The following is a 15,442-nucleotide window of genomic DNA, read 5'->3' as shown; positions in this document are numbered from 1 at the left end:
CAGGACCGCGGAGCAGCTATGACCGGATCGGCAACCATCCTCGGGCTGGCAGGCCCCACGCTCGGCCCCGATGAGGCGGCGTTTTTCCGTGCAGCTGACCCTTGGGGTTTCATCCTCTTCGCCCGCAATGTCGAAGATCCGGCGCAGCTGACCCGGCTGACCTCTGATCTGCGTGCGGCGGTGGGCCGTGACTGCCCGATCCTCGTCGATCAGGAGGGGGGGCGGGTGCAGCGCCTGCGCGCCCCGCATTGGCGCGACTATCTGCCGCCGCTGGATCAGGTCGCCGCGGCCGGGCCGCATGCCGCCCGCAGCCTGTGGATCCGCGCCCGGCTGATCGCCGAAGAGCTGCGCGCCGTGGGGATTGACGCCAATTGCGCCCCCACCGCCGATATCGCGGGGGCCGACACGCATCCTTTCCTGCGCAACCGTTGCTTTGGCAGCGATGCCGCCACGGTCATCGCCCATGCCCGCACCACGGCCGAGGGGCTCTTGGCGGGGGGCGTGCTGCCCATCGTCAAACACATGCCGGGCCATGGCCGCGCCACGGCGGACAGCCACCATGACCTGCCGCTGGTCGACGCCGATGCCGATACGCTTTTTGCTACCGATTTCAAAGTGTTCGAGGCGCTTGCTGATCTGCCTTTGGCGATGACCTCGCATGTCTGCTACACCGCCTTTGATGCGGCTCCCGCCACGCAAAGCGCGGTGATGGTGGATCTGATGCGCGGAAAAATCGGCTTTGACGGCCTCCTGATGACCGATGATCTCTCCATGCAGGCGCTGGCGGGCAGCATTGGCGAGCGTGCCGCGCGGGCGATGGCGGCAGGCTGCGATATCGCGCTGCATTGCAACGGCAAGATGCCCGAGATGCACGAGGTCGCCGCCGCCGCCGGGACGCTCTCGCCGCAGGCCGAAGCCCGTGCGGCCCGCGCGCTGACCTGGCGCCGCGCCCCGGAACCCGCGGATATCCCGGCACTTTTGGCCGAACTTGCAGAAATGCTGCCCGCGCATGTCTGACTCGAGCGACCTCTTCGGCGCCGAACCCGAGGTGCCGCTGACCGTCGCCGACCGGCTTGAAGCCGAGGCGCTGATCGTCGATGTCGAGGGGTTCGAGGGGCCGCTCGACCTCCTCCTCATGCTGTCGCGGACGCAAAAGGTCGATCTGCGCCGGATCTCGGTGCTGCATCTGGCCGAGCAATATCTGCGTTTCGTCGAAGAGGCCAAGGCGCTTCGGATCGAGCTTGCCGCCGATTATCTGGTGATGGCGGCCTGGCTTGCCTTTCTGAAATCGCGCCTGCTGTTGCCGCCCGATCCCACCGATGCCGGCCCCTCCGCCGAAGACCTCGCCGCGCATCTGGCCTTCCAGCTGGAACGTCTGGCGGCGATGCGCGAGGCGGCGGCGCGGCTGATGGCCCGCGATCAAAAGGGCCGGGATTTCTTCGTGCGCGGCCATATCGAAGAGGTGACCCGCACCCGCAGCGTCACCTATACCGCCAGCCTGCTGGAGCTGATGCAGGCCTATGCCCGCATCCGCACCCGCGATGGTTTCCGCCCCTATGCCTTTGACCGCGTTGACATTTACACGATGGAACAGGCGCTGGAACGGCTGCGCGAGATGATCGGTTTCGCGGGCAGCTGGACCGAGCTGATCACCTTTCTGCCCGAGGCCTGGGTGGATGACCCCATCCGCCGTCGCTCGGCGCTGGCGGCGAATTTCGCGGCCAGCCTTGAGATGGCGAAACAGGGGCAGATCGAGATCCGGCAGGGCGAGACCTTCGCGCCGATCTCGATCCGCCGCAAGACATGAGGCCCCGGTGAGGGAAATGCGATGAGCGACACTGACGAGACCCGCCACCCCCGCGCCCGCGACAAGGGCGAGCCCACGCTTTTTGCCGCGCCGCCGATGGCCGAGCAGGAACGGATGGTCGAGGCGATCCTCTTTGCCACCTCCGAGCCGGTGACGGTGGCCGAGCTGCACGCCCGCCTGCCACATGGCTGCGACGCGGTCGAGGCGCTCGCCTATCTGTCTCGCCGCTATGAGGGGCGCGGGGTGCGGGTGGTGCGCATCGGCGATGCCTGGGCGTTCCGCACCGCGCCCGACCTCGGGTTTCTCATGCAAAAAGAAACGGTTGAGCTGCGCAAACTCTCCCGCGCTGCGATCGAGACCCTGGCGATCATCGCCTATCACCAGCCGGTCACCCGCGCCGAGATCGAAGAGATTCGCGGCGTCGCCGTGTCGCGCGGCACGGTGGATCAGCTCCTCGATCTGGAATGGATCCGCTTTGGCCGCCGCCGGATGACCCCGGGCCGCCCGGTGACCTATGTGGTCACGCAGGGCTTCCTCGATCATTTCGGCCTCGAGACCGCCCGCGATCTGCCGGGGCTGAAAGAGCTGCGCGCCGCGGGGCTTCTGGACAACCGGCCCTTGCCGGGGGGGATTGCACAACCCGACGAAGAGGCAGAGGATCAGGGCGCACAAACCGAGATGTTCGAGGATTGATCCCGATGAATGCCAACCAGATTTTCAACCTGTTCATGCGGTTTTTCGGGCGCAAGCTGCTGAACCAGGGCATCAGCAAAGGCGTGCAACTTGCGGCAGGCAAAGGCAAACCGGCGCATCAGATGACGCCCGCCGAACGCAAACAGGCGCAGGTCGGCCGCGAGGCGATCAAACGCGCGCGCCAGGCGGCCCGCGTCACCCGCCGCCTGGGGCGCTAACCGCGCCTCCGCCCGCCGGGCCGCTACGCCACCCGCCCGCAGGCCAGCGCCCGTGCCCAGTCCATGCGCCCCTGTCTCTCGGCCCGCGCGATCATCCGCGCCGGGTCATAGGCCACCGCCCGGAAACGCGCCCGCCACCCTTCCGGCGCTTCCTGCAGCAGCGCATAGCGGGCCTCCGGTGCGCCGGTCTCCACAAGGTGCGGCACCGGCGTGCTGTCTTCATAGGCCGGACAGCCCACCGATCCGGGATTGAGCAGCATCTGCCCGCCCGGCAGCCGCATCAGCCGCGGCAGATGGCTGTGCCCACAAAGCAGCACCGGCGCCGCGATCCCCGCAGCCTCGCGCGCAATCGCCGCCGCCCCGCGCAACACCACCGCACCCCCGGCCGTCACCGCTTCCATCCAATAGCGGTCATCCGCGCGGGGCGTCGCATGGCAAAGATAAAGCCCGCCGACCTCGCACACCGGGGGCAGGGTCGCCAGCCAATCCAACGCCTCCGGCGGCAACTCATCACGGGCCACCGCATCTGACGGGCCCATCACCGCGCGGTCTTGCTCCAGCAGATAGCGGTCATGATTGCCCCGCACCGTCGGCATCGGCCAGTCGCGCAAGATCTCCCAGGTTTCCGCGGCTGCCAAAGGCCCGGAAAAGCAATCCCCAAGGTTCACGCAGTCGGTCACCCCCTGCGCCGCCATATCGGCCAGCACCGCGCGCAAGGCATCGGCATTCCCGTGAATATCGGCCAGCACCGCAAGCGTTCTCATCGCACCACCCTGCCCAAAGCCACCACCGCCGCCAAGCCCCGGCGCTTTCTTCTTGGCAAAAATACCTCGGGGGAATCGCCGTCAGGCGATGGGGGCAGCGCCCCCGCTTTCCCGCCTGCCACCACACGCATTCCCACGCCGTGCACTGCCACCAAACGCGTTGCCCGGCGCCACTGCACTTTGCATGGGGCGCCGGATAGGATAGGCGAGAGCCCGGGCCCCATGGCCCGTCGCATACGAGGGGCAGACAGGTGCAGCCAGACGAGATTACCGTCATTTCGGTGACCCACAACAGTGATCATGTCCTGACCGGCATGCTGGCCTCGGTGCCCGCTGAAACCCCGGTCATTCTGGTCGATAATGCCAGCAGCAAGGGCGCCCCGGCCCTCCCGGCAGGCCGCCGCATCACGCTGATTGAATCCCGGGTCAACCACGGCTTTGGCTGGGCCTGCAACGCCGGTGCCGCCGCTGCGCGCACCCCGTATCTGTTGTTTCTGAACCCCGATGCCCGGCTGACGCCCGATTGCCTCGCGCGGCTGATGGCGGCGCGGCGCAGCTATCCTGAGGCCAGCGCCTTCAACCCGCGGCTCGAAGATCATGATGGGCAGCTCTTTTTTCGGCGCGCCACCCGCCTGCGCGGCAACCGGGGCCGGGTCCGGGGCAAACCTGACCGGGACATGCCGGTGCCGGTGCTGAGCGGCGCCGCGCTTTTCGTCTCCAAAGCGCATTTCGACGCGGTGGGCGGCTTTGACGATGGCATTTTCCTTTATGCGGAGGATGACGACCTGTCGGTCCGCCTGCAGGATCAGATCGGCCCCCTGATGCTGATCCATGATGCGCTTGTCGTGCATGACGTTGGCACCTCGACCGAGCCCACGCTGGAGGTGATCGCCTTCAAGCAATACCATCTGGCCCGTGCGACCGTGTACACGATGCACAAACATGGCCGCAGAATGGCGTTCTTGCAGTGTCTGCTTCAAGCTCTGCGGCGGTTCGCCAAGCGGCGGACCTACCGCAGCGCCGAGGCGAAACGCAGCGCAGTGGCCTATCTGAAGGGCGTCTGGAGCACACGCAGGGACGGGGGGCGCTACACTCCGGCATCGTGATCAGACACCAAATGCGGCACAGAGATCCGGCACCGTGATCCTTTGCCGTGATTCCGTGCCGCGGGCCCGGCGGGCAGGCGCCCGCGGCACGGGCCCCCGACAGCCATCACCCCGCGCGGAAGTGTTTCGAGAGTTTCAGACCCTGGCCCTGATAATTCGACGCGATTCCCGCGCCATAGAGCCGCTCGGGTTCCGCCGCCATCCGCTCATAGACCAGCCGCCCGACGACCTGCCCGTGCTCGAGCACGAAGGGCGCCTCGTGGCAGCGCACCTCCAACACCCCGCGCGACCCTTCACCGCCCGCCGCGCCATGGCCAAAGCCCGGGTCAAAGAACCCGGCGTAATGCACGCGAAACTCGCCGACCATCGCCAGATAGGGGGCCATTTCGGCGGCGCAATCGGGGGGAATCGTCACCGCTTCCTGGCTGACCAGAATGTAGAAGGCCCCGGGATCAAGGATGATCCGCCCCTCCGTCGTGCGGATTTCCTCCCAGAATTCCGAGGCGGGGTAATGCGCCAGACGGTCAAGATCGATCACCCCGGTATGGGGTTTGGCGCGGTAGCCAACCAGCCCGTTCTCTCCCGGCCGCAGATCGACGGAAAAGCCCAGACCATGGTCGATCACCGCCTCGCCGGAAACCAGCGGCTCCTCGGCATGCAGCGCGCGCAGTTCGGCATCGCTCAGCACGGCCTGTCCGGCACGAAAGCGGATCTGGTTGAGCCGCATCCCCGGCCGCACCAGCACTGAGAAACTGCGCGGGCAGATCTCGGCAAAGAGCGGCCCGTGATAGCCCTCGGGGATGCGGTCGAACTCGACCCCTTCATCCGAGATCACCCGGGTCAGCAGATCCAGCCGCCCGGTCGAGGATTTCGCATTGGCGACGGCGGTGATTCCCAACGGCAGCGCCAGGCTTTCCATCAGCGGCACCAGATAGACGCAGCCCTTTTCCAGCACGGCCCCGGCGGAGAGATCCATCCGGTGCATCTCAAACTCTTCCAGCCGGTCGGTGACCGCACGGCCCCGGCCCGCAAGGAACGAGGCGCGCACGCGGTAGGCGGTGCTGCCCAGCCGCAGATCAAGGCTGGCGGGTTGGATCTGTGCATCGGTGATGGGAAGGCCGGCGCCAATCTCGCCACGCTCGATCATGGCTTTCAACGCGGTGTCGGACAGAACGCCGGTGGTCATCGTCAGGCTCCCCATAAGCGAACGCCCACCCCGAGAGCGGGATGGGCGTTTCGTTTTGGTCGGGCCGGAGAGATTCGAACTCTCGACCTTCCGCCCCCCAGACGGACGCGCTAACCAGGCTGCGCCACGGCCCGACACAGGGGGGATATAGAGCGAAGTTGCGGCCGGGGGCAAGCGCCAAAACGCATCTTTTTGATCCGCTTGCCGGAAAATCTGACGGCCCGGCGGCGGCGGCGGGAATGGTGCGAAGGCGGCCGGTACTCGGGCAAGGGGCCGGGGTTCGGGCGAGGGCCGGGACGCGGTCACAGGTCGGGGAGGGCGGCGGGCACCGCGCGGGCCGCAGATGCGGTATGCGCCTTCGCGCCGTCGGTCGGCGTGAGAGGGCAGGCCGACTGCGTCGGTTGGTTGACCCTCATCCCGCGTGTGCCGCGCGGCGCTCCCGGCATCGCGCCCGACAGCGCACGGGTCTTGGGGGCGCGGCGGTGCGGCAGGCGATCTTGTCCGCCCGGGGGAACATGCCGCAGTTCGCTACGGCCTCGCACGCGCCTGCACGCTTGCCTGCTTTGCTGGTTCAGCGCTCATCGCCCAGGCGGCGGTGCAACTCGGCCAAGCGGGTCTTGATGCTGCTGATTTCCGCGCGTTCGCGGGCCGAGAGGGCTTTGCCCTCAGCGAGGCGCAGACGGGCGGCCAGACGCGGGATCTCATCGGCCGAGGCTTCTGCGGGTGCCGCGCCGAAAAGATCGGGCTGGGCGGCCGAATCGCTGCGCGGCCGCGGGCTGCGCCGCGCGGGCTCCTGCGCGGCGGCGGGGCGCGGTTGCGGCGCCGCATCCGGCAGCAGGCTGGGATGTTCTGCCGCGACGGTCGATGTCGGGGCAGGGACAGGGGCAGGCGGAGCAACCACGGTTGCGGCCGCTTGCGGCGCGCTGGCCGCCGCCTGCGAAGGCTGCGCTGGTGCTGCTTTGGCTGGTGCCGGATCGGCCATCTCGGGCGCATCGGGGTCGCTGGCCGCGTCGGTGGCCTGCGTGGCTGCCCACCCGGCATCCTCCGCCGCGGCGGCAGATGCCGGTGCCGCCGACCACATGGTCTCCTGCGGCGCGGTCACGGCCAGTTCATCACCCGAAGCATCAGGCAGGGCGTCCCGATCCGGGATTTCCAGCGGCATGTCCTGCGGCAGTTCATCCGGGGCCGCCGCCGGGATCTCGGGGGCGGTGGCTGGGAATTCCCGCGGCGGCGCTTCGGGCACGAAGATATCGGGCACCGGCACCTGCCGACCCGGCACTTCCGGTTCGGGCGCGCTCGGTGCGGGCAGGTCGGGCACGGGGATTTCGTCCGGCTGCGCCGGGACGGGCGCGTCCGGTTGCGGTATCTCCGGCCCCGGCACCGCGGGTTCCGGCATGTCCGGTGCAGGTTCGTCTGGCCCGGGTTCATCCGGCCCGGGTGCGTCGGGCGCAGGGGGGGGCGTGTCGTGCAGGATCGCGGTGCTGGCTTCGGCCACTTCCGCCATGCCCATCACATCCGCCGCGTCGCCACCCTCGTCATCGGGCAGCCGCGCGAGGGACGAGACATGTTTCACGCCCTGATCCTTGAGGATCTTTTGCACGCCGCGGATGGTCAGCCCATCTTCATGCAAGAGCTGCTTGATCCCACCCAAAAGCGCGACATCGGCGGGGCGGTAATACCGCCGCCCGCCCGCCCGCTTCACCGGCTTGATCTGCGTGAACTTGCTCTCCCAGAATCGCAGCACATGCGCCGGGGTTGCCAGCACATCAGCCACTTCCGAGATGGTGCGGAACGCATCGGCGGATTTGCTCATCGCCCGGCGTTACCCTCAGGCCTTGTTGCCAGCCGCCACGCGATCTTTCATCAGATGCGAGGGACGGAACGACAAAACCCGGCGCGGTGAGATCGGAACCTCTTCGCCGGTTTTCGGATTGCGCCCCATGCGCGACGCCTTTTCGCGCACCGAGAAAGTGCCGAAGGAAGAGATCTTCACCATCTCGCCCTGCACCAAGGCATCGGACATATGGGTCAGCACCGATTCCACCAATTGCGCGGATTCATTGCGCGAGAGACCCACTTCGCGGAACACCGCTTCGCTCAGGTCCATGCGTGTCAAAGTCTTGTCGCTCATCACGATCCCCCCGGATGGTTGTGGGGGCAGGATGGGGGCAATAGATTCCCGAGTCAATATCAATGACTTGCCGGGCCTAGTTCATATGGATGATCCGCGCGGAATGGTTACCAGCGCAGAACGACCGAGCCCCAGGCCAGACCGCCGCCAATCGCTTCGGTCACCACGAGGTCGCCCTGTTTGATCTGGCCCCGCGCCTTGCCCACCGACAAAGCCAGCGGGATCGAGGCGGCCGAGGTGTTGCCGTGATCCTGCACGGTCACCACCACATGGTCCATCGAGACCTGCATCCGCTCCGCCGTGGCGGTGATGATGCGCAGATTGGCCTGATGCGGCACGATCCAATCCACGTCCTGGCTGGTCAGTCCGGCCTTGTCCAAAGCCTTGTGCGCGGTTTCGGCCAGCTTGACCACCGCATGTTTGAACACCGAATTGCCCTGCATCTTCAGCACGCCCGCCGTGCCGGTGGTGGAGACACCGCCATCGACATACAGCAGATCGCGGTGGCGGCCATCGCTGTTGAGATCCGAGGAGAGAATCCCGCGGTCCGCCGAAGTGCCATTGCCCTCCTGCGCCTCCAGGATCAGCGCGCCCGCGCCGTCACCGAACAAAACGCAGGTGGTGCGGTCATTCCAGTCCATGATCCGGCTGAAGGTTTCCGCGCCGATCACCAGCACGCGGTTCGCCTGACCCGAGAGGATCATCCCATTGGCATTGGCCAGCGCGAAAACGAATCCGGCGCAAACCGCCTGCACGTCGAAGGCAAAACCGGAGGTCGAGCCGAGGCCCGCCTGCACCATGGTGGCGACAGAGGGGAAGGTGAAATCCGGGGTAGATGTCGCCACGATGATCGCGTCGATCTGATCGACGGTCATCCCGGCATCGGTCAGCGCGGCCTGGGCGGCGCGGATCGCCAGATCCGAGGTCGTCTGCCCCTCGGCGGCGAAATGGCGGCGCTCAATCCCGGTGCGGCTGCGGATCCATTCATCCGAGGTGTCGACTTTGGCCTCAAACTCGGCATTCGGCACCACACGTTCGGGCAAATAATGCCCGACACCACGAACCACGGCGCGCATTGTCATGAAGATATCCTGTTTCCTGCTTCGCCGGGGTCGGCGGCGGCATCCTGCCCGCTGGCCTGCACCGAGGCAACCCGTGCCGCAAGCCGCTCCTGAAAACCTGATTGCGCCAGCTGGAATGCCAGGCGGATCGCGGCGGAGACGCCGGTCGCATCGGCCGAGCCATGCGATTTCACCACCGTGCCGTTCAGCCCGAGGAACACGCCGCCATTGGCGCGGCGCGGGTCCATGCGCTTTTTCAGCCGGTTCAGCACATTCATCGCCAAGAGCGCCACCACCTTCGACAGGAAGGTCGCGGTGAAGGATTCGCGCATGAATTCCGAGATCAGCTTGGCCGTGCCCTCGCCGGTTTTCAGCGCGACATTGCCGGTGAAACCGTCGGTCACGATCACATCCACCCGGTCGGAGGGCAGGTCATTGCCCTCGACAAAGCCGATATAGTCAAACTGGCCCAGTTCCGCCGTCTGCCCGATCATCTCATGCGCCAGCTTCAGCTCGGCACGGCCCTTGTGCTCTTCGGTGCCGACATTCAGCAGACCGACGCGGGGGCGGGCGATGTTCAGACCGTTGCGGGCATAAGAGGTCCCCATCAGCGCATATTGCACGAGGTCGGGGGCATCGGCCTTCACATCAGCGCCCACATCCAGCATCACGTTGAAACCAGAGGGATTCCGGGAAGGCCAGAGGCAGGCAATGGCGGGCCGGTTGATGCCGGGCAGCTTGCGCAGCCGGATCATCGACAGCGCCATCAGCGCGCCGGTATTGCCGCAAGAGACGGCCACGGTCGCCTCGCCATCGCGCACGCTTTCGATCGCGGACCACATCGAAGTGCCCCGGCCGTTGCGCATCACCTGGCTCGGCTTGTCGTTCATGGTCACCACGCCCTCGGCATGGCGAATTTCGCAGCGCCCGGCCAGGCCGGGCTCTTTCGCGATCAGCCGCGCAAGGTCGTCTTGCGGGCCGTGCACGATGAATCGGATCGCCGGGTTCTTTTCGGCAGACGCGGAAATGCCGGCGACAACCGCCGCCGGCCCCTTGTCGCCACCCATGGCGTCAACGGAAATGACGACGGCGCCCGCAGTTTCCTGCGCCTGGGCCCGGAGCGTTTGGTCCTGCACAGACGACATGAGGAGCGGGGCGACCCGGCTTACGCCGCGTCGTCGTCCAGATCGACCTCGGCGGCCTGAGCCACCACTTCGCGCTCATCGTAATGACCGCAAGCGCCACACACGTGGTGGGGGCGCTTCAACTCGCCGCAGTTCGGGCATTCTGCCGGATTCGCTGCGACCAGGGAATCGTGCGAACGACGCATGTTACGGCGGGACCGCGTTACTCGGTTCTGTGGGACTGCCATGTCTCAACCTCGGGCTTGGGGGGCCGAAGGCCCTGATTTCTCTGGAATTTCAACACTGATTTCCGAATGAAACCGGGTGTGAATCCACGATCTGAATGAGGGCGGGAACATAGTCAGATTCTCTCGCGGCGCAAGTGCTTTCTTCGGTGCGCCGGGCGGGATTTCTGCGAATGCAGCCAAAGCCGCCACGGGACGCTGAATCTGCCTGCATTTTTGCCAGCCGCCACCCGCCCGTGTCGCCCGCCAGCCACCACCCGCCCGCGTCACCTGGTCACCGCCCAGTCGCCACCTAGTCGTTGCCGGTCTCTTTCTTTTTCAGCAGATCCCCCAGCGCGGCGAAAGGCCGGATGGTTTCGTCGTTCAGTGCTTCGGTGCCGGGCTCGGAGAATTGCGCCGCCCCAAGTTCCGCCCCTTTGGCGCGCGGATAGAGCGGCAGCGCCAGCTCCAGCGCCTCGATCATCACCGCGCCGACGTCAATGGTGCCGGTCAGCTGCTCGATCGTGTCGTCTTCGGGCATTTCCTCTTCATCGCCGGTCACCGCGGGCATTTCGGTCAGAAAGGTGCGGCGGACTTTTTCCTGCAACTTGGCGGGTACGGGTTCCAGCGTGATGATGCATTCCTGCACGACATCGGCGCGCAGTTCGCCCTCCAGAATCCAGTCGCTGCGGCCCTTCGGGGTCAGCGATCCGGCAAAGGACAGGCTTTTCAGCTTGGGAAAGTCGAGGAATTTGGCAATGGCCGCGCGGATATGGCCATCGGGGATCACGTTGAAATGCGTGGGCTTGCGGCCGGGCAGGTCGGTGATCCGGTAGGGCTGCGAATAGGGCAGCGGATCCACGGGCAGCATCGGGTCTTGCGACATCGGGGTATTCTCCTGGGTCTGGCGCGACAGGGTCGGGCCGGGACAGAATTTGGGGCCGGGCGGGCAGGGCCGCCGGGCAGAATGCGAAGGCCGGGCAGGGTCGGGTCGCCGGATCGGGCAGCGGTTCGGCGCTGGCCTGGGCACCCCGAAGAGGCACGGGCGGCGTTTGCGTCCTTGAGGGTCGGGCGCGTCTGATGTAATCGGGATAAAAGGCTTCGCGCCGCATGACAAGAGGGGGCTTTCGGGTGAGCAAAGGTTCGGTTACGCGCCGTGGGGCTTTGGCAGTGGCGCTGTCGGGGGCTGCCGCTTTGGCGCTCGGCGGCTGTTCGCCAATCTACGAAAACCACGGGTATATTCCGACCGATCTCGAACTGGCCTCGATCACGGTGGGCAAGTCGACCCAGGCCGATGTGACCGAAGCCATCGGCCGCCCCGCCGCGACCGGCGTGCTGGAAGGCTCGGGCTGGTATTACATCGGCAGCCGCTGGAAGCGCTCGGGCATTCGGGCCGCGCAAGAGATCGACCGTCAGGTGGTGGTGGTGCGCTTTGATCAGGCTGGTGTGCTTGAGAATGTCGAGCGCTTCGGTCTGGAGCGGGGCGAGGTCGTGGTGCTGTCGCGCCGCGTGACCGACAGCGGGATCAAAGGCGTCGGTCTGGTGCGTCAGCTGATGGGCAACCTGGGCCGTCTGGACGCCAGCCGCATCGTCGACTGAGCACGGTGGCGGGCAGGCGCGCTGCGGCGGCGGCCATCCGCGGCTGCGCTCGGAAAATGCAAAAGGGCAGACCCGGCGGTCTGCCCTTTGTCGTTTCGGCGCCTCGTGTGCCGGCAGGCCGTGTCGACGGCGCTCAGCTTTCGGGTTCGAAATCCAGCGCGACGCCATTGATGCAATAGCGCAGCCCCGTCGGCCCGGGGCCATCGTCAAACACATGTCCCAGATGCGCGTCGCAATCGGCGCAGCGCACCTCGGTGCGCACCATGCCATGCGTCACATCGCGCAGCTCGCGGATCGCTGCCTCATCGGCGGGCGCGGAAAAGGCGGGCCAGCCGCAGCCGGATTCGAATTTTTGATCTTTCTCAAAGAGTTCCGCGCCGCAGCACACGCAATGGAACACGCCCGGCCCCGGGGCGAAACCCGGATGGCTGAACGGACGCTCGGTCGCGCCACGGCGGGTGACCTCATAGGCCAGAGGGGTCAGTTCTTCGCGCCAGTCGGCGTCGGTCTTGCGGGGTGTTTCGCTCATGGGCGCTCCTCTTCCTCATATCCTTTTTCGCCAATCCGTCATATCCTGTCGGTACGTTGACGGCGGATCTTCTGCCCTAATATAGGACGTCGCCGCGCGTCTGCCAGAAGCGAGGAGCGAATGCTTTCATTGCGCAAGGGACGCTATGCCGCGCGTCTGGCCGAGACGGCCGCGGATCTGGCTGCGGCACAGGCACTGCGGGGCCGGGCCTTTCGCGGCGCCGGGCAAGACGGGCCCGTGTCAGGCGGCGGCGCTGCGGCGCAAGGGCCCGTGGACCGCGATGCTTTCGACGCCGACTGCCGGCATGTGCTGGTCGAAGAGACCCGCAGCGGTGCGCTGGTCTGTTGCTTTCGCCTCTTGCCGCTGCGCGATGGGGCCGAGCTGCACAAAAGCTATTCGGCGCAGTATTATGAATTGTCCGCCCTGGGCAGCTTCCCCGGCAAGATGGTCGAGATGGGCCGTTTTTGCCTTGATCCCGACTGGCATGACCCCGACATCCTGCGCGTGGCCTGGGGGGCGATGACGCGCTTTGTCGACGAGGAGGGGGTCGAGATGTTGTTTGGCTGTTCTTCCTTTCTCGGCACCGAGACGGAGGCCTATCTGGATGCTTTCGCCATGCTGCGCGCGCGGCACATCGCGCCGCGCCGCTGGCTGCCCCGGGTGAAGGCGCCGGACGTCTTCCGCTTTGGCCGCCTGCTGCGCGGGCGGCAGCCGGATGCGAAACAGGCGATGCTGCGCATGCCGCCCCTGCTGCGCACCTATCTGATGATGGGCGGCTGGGTCTCGGATCATGCGGTGGTCGACCGGGACCTCAACACGCTGCATGTTTTCACCGGGCTGGAGATCCGGGCCATCCCGCCCGCCCGCGCCCGGCTCCTGCGCGAGGTGGCGGGCTGAGGGAGCCTCCGGCGGGGATATTTTTACCGAAGCAAGCTGAAAGCGGTGCACCCTCAGTGGCATGGATCATGTCAACTTGCAGGCGTTGTGCCGGCTGCGCGTTGAGTGGCCGCGGGCGCACAGCTTCGGTTTTGCTTCGTTCAAAATATCCCCGCCGGAGGCCTCCGCCGATCCCGGCCGCGACCGGGCGGGTGGGAAAACCTGCGGTTTCCGTTCTTCCCCGTTGACGCCGCGCTGCGGCGCGGATAGCTGGCACTCATGGCACGCGCACCCCTTCTCCAGCTCTCCCGCATCGGTCTCACCTATGGTGGCAATCCGATTTTTGATGGTCTCGATCTCGTGGTTCAACCGGGCGACAGGGTCGCGCTGGTCGGGCGCAACGGCTCGGGCAAATCCACCTTGATGAAAGTCATGGCAGGTCTCGTCGAACCCGATATGGGCGACCGCGTGGTGCCGCCGGGCGTCCGCGTCGGCTATATGGAGCAGGAGCCCGATCTCTCGGCTTTCACCACCTTGGGCGATTACGCCGCCTCCGGCCTTGATATTGGCGAGGAGTACAAGGTCGAGATGGTCGCCGAAGGGCTGAAATTTCGGGCCGAAACGCTGGTCTCCAGCGCCTCGGGCGGTGAGCGGCGGCGGGCGGCCTTGGCCAAACTGCTGGCCGAAGCGCCCGAGCTGATGCTGCTCGACGAGCCGACCAACCATCTGGACATCGAGGCGATCGGCTGGTTGGAGCGCGAGTTGAAAGAGACCCGCACCGCTTTCGTGCTGATCAGCCACGACCGGGCCTTTCTGCGCGCGCTGACCCGCGCGACGCTCTGGGTCGACCGGGGTGCGGTGCGGCGGCAGGAAAAGGGGTTCGACGCCTTTGAAGAATGGCGCGAAACCACCTGGGCCGAGGAAGATGAGGCGCGCCACAAGCTGGACCGCAAGATCAAGGCCGAGGGCCGCTGGGCGGTCGAGGGGATCTCGGCGCGGCGCAAGCGCAATCAGGGGCGGCTGCGGGCGCTGGCCGATCTGCGCGCCGAACGCTCAAGCCAGATCCGCCGTCAGGGCACCGCCCTGATGGAGTTTGACAACAGCGCCAGCACGTCGGGCAAACGCGTGGTCGAGGTGCAGGGGATCGAGAAACGCTTTGGCGACAAGATCATTCTGAAACCCTTTGATCTGCGGGTGCTGCGCGGTGACCGTGTGGCCTTTGTTGGTCCGAACGGGGTGGGAAAAACCACGCTTCTCAAGATGTTGACCGGCGAAGTTGAACCGGATGCCGGCAAGGTGCAATTGGGCACCAACCTCGAGGTCGCGGTTTTCGATCAGGCGCGCGCCACGCTCGATCTGTCGATGACGCTTTGGGATGGCATGGTGAATGACCCCGATATGCGGGTTTCGGGGCGCTCGGATCAGGTGATGGTGCGCGGCACGCCGAAACATGTGGTGGCCTATCTCAAGGACTTTCTCTTTGACGAATCCCAGGCGCGGGCGCCGATCGGCTCGCTTTCGGGGGGCGAGCGCGCGCGGCTCTTGCTGGCGCGGATCATGGCCAAGCCCTCGAACCTGCTGATCCTCGACGAACCGACCAACGATCTGGACGTCGAGACGCTGGATCTCTTGCAGGATCTCTTGGGCGAATACGATGGCACCGTGCTTCTGGTCAGCCACGACCGGGATTTCATCGACCGCGTGGCGACCACGACGATTGCGATGGAGGGGGATGGCCGTGCCGTCGCCTATCCGGGCGGCTGGAGCGACTATCAGGCGCAGCGCAGCGATGTGGTGGCAGAGGTCCGGCCCGAACCCAAGGCCGAGGCCAAGGCCGAGGCCAAGGTGGAGGCGCCGAAACCCGCCGCGAAACCCGCGAAATCTGCGCTCAGCTTTACCGAGAAGCACCGGCTGGAGGCGCTGCCCGGCGTCATCGAAAAGCTGGAGGCCGAGATTGCCAAGCTGACCGAGTTCCTGTCGGACCCGGAGCTTTTTGCCAAGCAGCCCGCGAAATTCCAGAAGGCCACCGAGGGGCTGGTGGAGCGGCAGGCGGCGCTGGCGCAGGCCGAGGAAGAATGGATGACGCTGGAAGAGCGCGCGGCGGGGTAAGTTGCCGGGCCATCG

The 15,442-nt window shown here is 66.4% G+C and carries 17 protein-coding genes and 1 tRNA gene; 8 read left to right on the top strand and 10 right to left on the bottom strand.

Annotated features, from left to right (window positions below):
• Positions 1 to 18: 18 nt before the first annotated feature.
• Genes nagZ through ACEN2S_RS10340 form a run of 4 tightly spaced genes read left to right on the top strand, consistent with a single transcriptional unit; the run spans position 19 to position 2,718 of the window.
• Positions 19 to 1,017, top strand: coding sequence for a beta-N-acetylhexosaminidase (nagZ, locus tag ACEN2S_RS10355; RefSeq protein ID WP_441865889.1), 999 nt, complete (start codon positions 19 to 21; stop codon positions 1,015 to 1,017).
• On the top strand, positions 1,010 to 1,807 hold the full coding sequence (locus tag ACEN2S_RS10350) for a segregation and condensation protein A (RefSeq protein WP_441865887.1): 798 nt from the start codon (positions 1,010 to 1,012) through the stop codon (positions 1,805 to 1,807). The genes nagZ and ACEN2S_RS10350 overlap by 8 nt, the downstream gene beginning before the upstream one ends.
• 21 nt (positions 1,808 to 1,828) lie before the next feature.
• Complete coding sequence (gene scpB, locus ACEN2S_RS10345) at positions 1,829 to 2,500, top strand: SMC-Scp complex subunit ScpB (RefSeq protein WP_441865885.1); 672 nt, start codon at positions 1,829 to 1,831, stop codon at positions 2,498 to 2,500.
• 5 nt (positions 2,501 to 2,505) lie between these two features.
• Positions 2,506 to 2,718 carry a hypothetical protein gene (locus ACEN2S_RS10340; protein ID WP_441865884.1) on the top strand — a complete coding sequence of 71 codons (213 nt, stop codon included), beginning with the start codon at positions 2,506 to 2,508 and terminating at the stop codon, positions 2,716 to 2,718.
• Between the two features lie 23 nt (positions 2,719 to 2,741).
• Here ACEN2S_RS10340 and ACEN2S_RS10335 read toward each other — a convergent pair whose 3' ends face one another.
• Positions 2,742 to 3,482 carry a metallophosphoesterase family protein gene (locus ACEN2S_RS10335; protein ID WP_441865882.1) on the bottom strand — a complete coding sequence of 247 codons (741 nt, stop codon included), beginning with the start codon at positions 3,480 to 3,482 and terminating at the stop codon, positions 2,742 to 2,744.
• Between the two features lie 251 nt (positions 3,483 to 3,733).
• On the opposite strand from ACEN2S_RS10335, the gene ACEN2S_RS10330 reads away from it, so the two are divergent.
• A complete protein-coding gene (locus ACEN2S_RS10330) occupies positions 3,734 to 4,588 on the top strand; it encodes a glycosyltransferase family 2 protein (RefSeq protein ID WP_441865880.1) in 855 nt (284 codons plus the stop codon).
• 106 nt (positions 4,589 to 4,694) lie between these two features.
• Here ACEN2S_RS10330 and ACEN2S_RS10325 read toward each other — a convergent pair whose 3' ends face one another.
• The 8 genes from ACEN2S_RS10325 to ACEN2S_RS10290 all read right to left on the bottom strand — a co-directional run bounded on the left by ACEN2S_RS10325 (position 4,695) and on the right by ACEN2S_RS10290 (position 11,200).
• Positions 4,695 to 5,774 carry a 2'-deoxycytidine 5'-triphosphate deaminase gene (locus ACEN2S_RS10325; RefSeq protein ID WP_441865878.1) on the bottom strand — a complete coding sequence of 360 codons (1,080 nt, stop codon included), beginning with the start codon at positions 5,772 to 5,774 and terminating at the stop codon, positions 4,695 to 4,697.
• 56 nt (positions 5,775 to 5,830) lie between these two features.
• Positions 5,831 to 5,908, bottom strand: a tRNA-Pro gene (locus ACEN2S_RS10320).
• 437 nt (positions 5,909 to 6,345) lie between these two features.
• Entirely contained in the window at positions 6,346 to 7,587 is a 1,242-nt protein-coding gene (locus tag ACEN2S_RS10315; RefSeq protein ID WP_441865876.1) for a MerR family transcriptional regulator, read from the bottom strand.
• Between the two features lie 15 nt (positions 7,588 to 7,602).
• A complete protein-coding gene (gene ihfA / locus ACEN2S_RS10310; protein WP_441865874.1) occupies positions 7,603 to 7,905 on the bottom strand; it encodes an integration host factor subunit alpha in 303 nt (100 codons plus the stop codon).
• Between the two features lie 107 nt (positions 7,906 to 8,012).
• On the bottom strand, positions 8,013 to 8,987 hold the full coding sequence (locus ACEN2S_RS10305; RefSeq protein ID WP_441865872.1) for a beta-ketoacyl-ACP synthase III: 975 nt from the start codon (positions 8,985 to 8,987) through the stop codon (positions 8,013 to 8,015).
• On the bottom strand, positions 8,984 to 10,111 hold the full coding sequence (gene plsX, locus ACEN2S_RS10300) for a phosphate acyltransferase PlsX (protein ID WP_441865869.1): 1,128 nt from the start codon (positions 10,109 to 10,111) through the stop codon (positions 8,984 to 8,986). The genes ACEN2S_RS10305 and plsX overlap by 4 nt, the downstream gene beginning before the upstream one ends.
• Before the next feature lie 20 nt (positions 10,112 to 10,131).
• A complete protein-coding gene (rpmF, locus tag ACEN2S_RS10295) occupies positions 10,132 to 10,338 on the bottom strand; it encodes a 50S ribosomal protein L32 (protein WP_441865867.1) in 207 nt (68 codons plus the stop codon).
• A 289-nt stretch (positions 10,339 to 10,627) separates the two neighbouring features.
• Entirely contained in the window at positions 10,628 to 11,200 is a 573-nt protein-coding gene (locus ACEN2S_RS10290; RefSeq protein WP_441865865.1) for a YceD family protein, read from the bottom strand.
• 245 nt (positions 11,201 to 11,445) lie between these two features.
• Here ACEN2S_RS10290 and ACEN2S_RS10285 point away from each other — a divergent pair, with 245 nt between their 5' ends.
• Positions 11,446 to 11,913, top strand: a complete 468-nt coding sequence (locus tag ACEN2S_RS10285; protein WP_441865862.1) for an outer membrane protein assembly factor BamE — start codon at positions 11,446 to 11,448, stop codon at positions 11,911 to 11,913.
• A 133-nt stretch (positions 11,914 to 12,046) separates the two neighbouring features.
• Here the strand turns inward: ACEN2S_RS10285 and msrB are convergent, their stop codons facing one another.
• The gene (gene msrB / locus ACEN2S_RS10280) at positions 12,047 to 12,442 is read right to left on the bottom strand and encodes a peptide-methionine (R)-S-oxide reductase MsrB (RefSeq protein WP_441865859.1); all 396 of its coding nucleotides are present in this window, start codon (positions 12,440 to 12,442) and stop codon (positions 12,047 to 12,049) included.
• Positions 12,443 to 12,562: 120 nt separating this feature from the next.
• Between msrB and ACEN2S_RS10275 the strand changes: the two genes are divergently transcribed.
• Both ACEN2S_RS10275 and ACEN2S_RS10270 read left to right on the top strand, forming a co-directional pair.
• Positions 12,563 to 13,339: a GNAT family N-acetyltransferase gene (locus ACEN2S_RS10275; RefSeq protein ID WP_441865857.1), complete on the top strand. Its 777-nt coding sequence runs from the start codon at positions 12,563 to 12,565 to the stop codon at positions 13,337 to 13,339.
• Between the two features lie 258 nt (positions 13,340 to 13,597).
• Positions 13,598 to 15,427 (top strand): ABC-F family ATP-binding cassette domain-containing protein, encoded by a 1,830-nt coding sequence (locus ACEN2S_RS10270; protein WP_441865854.1) that lies wholly within the window; start codon positions 13,598 to 13,600, stop codon positions 15,425 to 15,427.
• Positions 15,428 to 15,442: the final 15 nt, after the last annotated feature.

This window comes from Phaeovulum sp. W22_SRMD_FR3, assembly GCF_052113705.1.
Taxonomy (GTDB): Bacteria; Pseudomonadota; Alphaproteobacteria; order Rhodobacterales; family Rhodobacteraceae; genus JBGQOG01.
The sequence above is the reverse complement of the archived record's forward strand: the minus strand, read 5'-3'. Positions and strand labels throughout refer to the sequence as shown.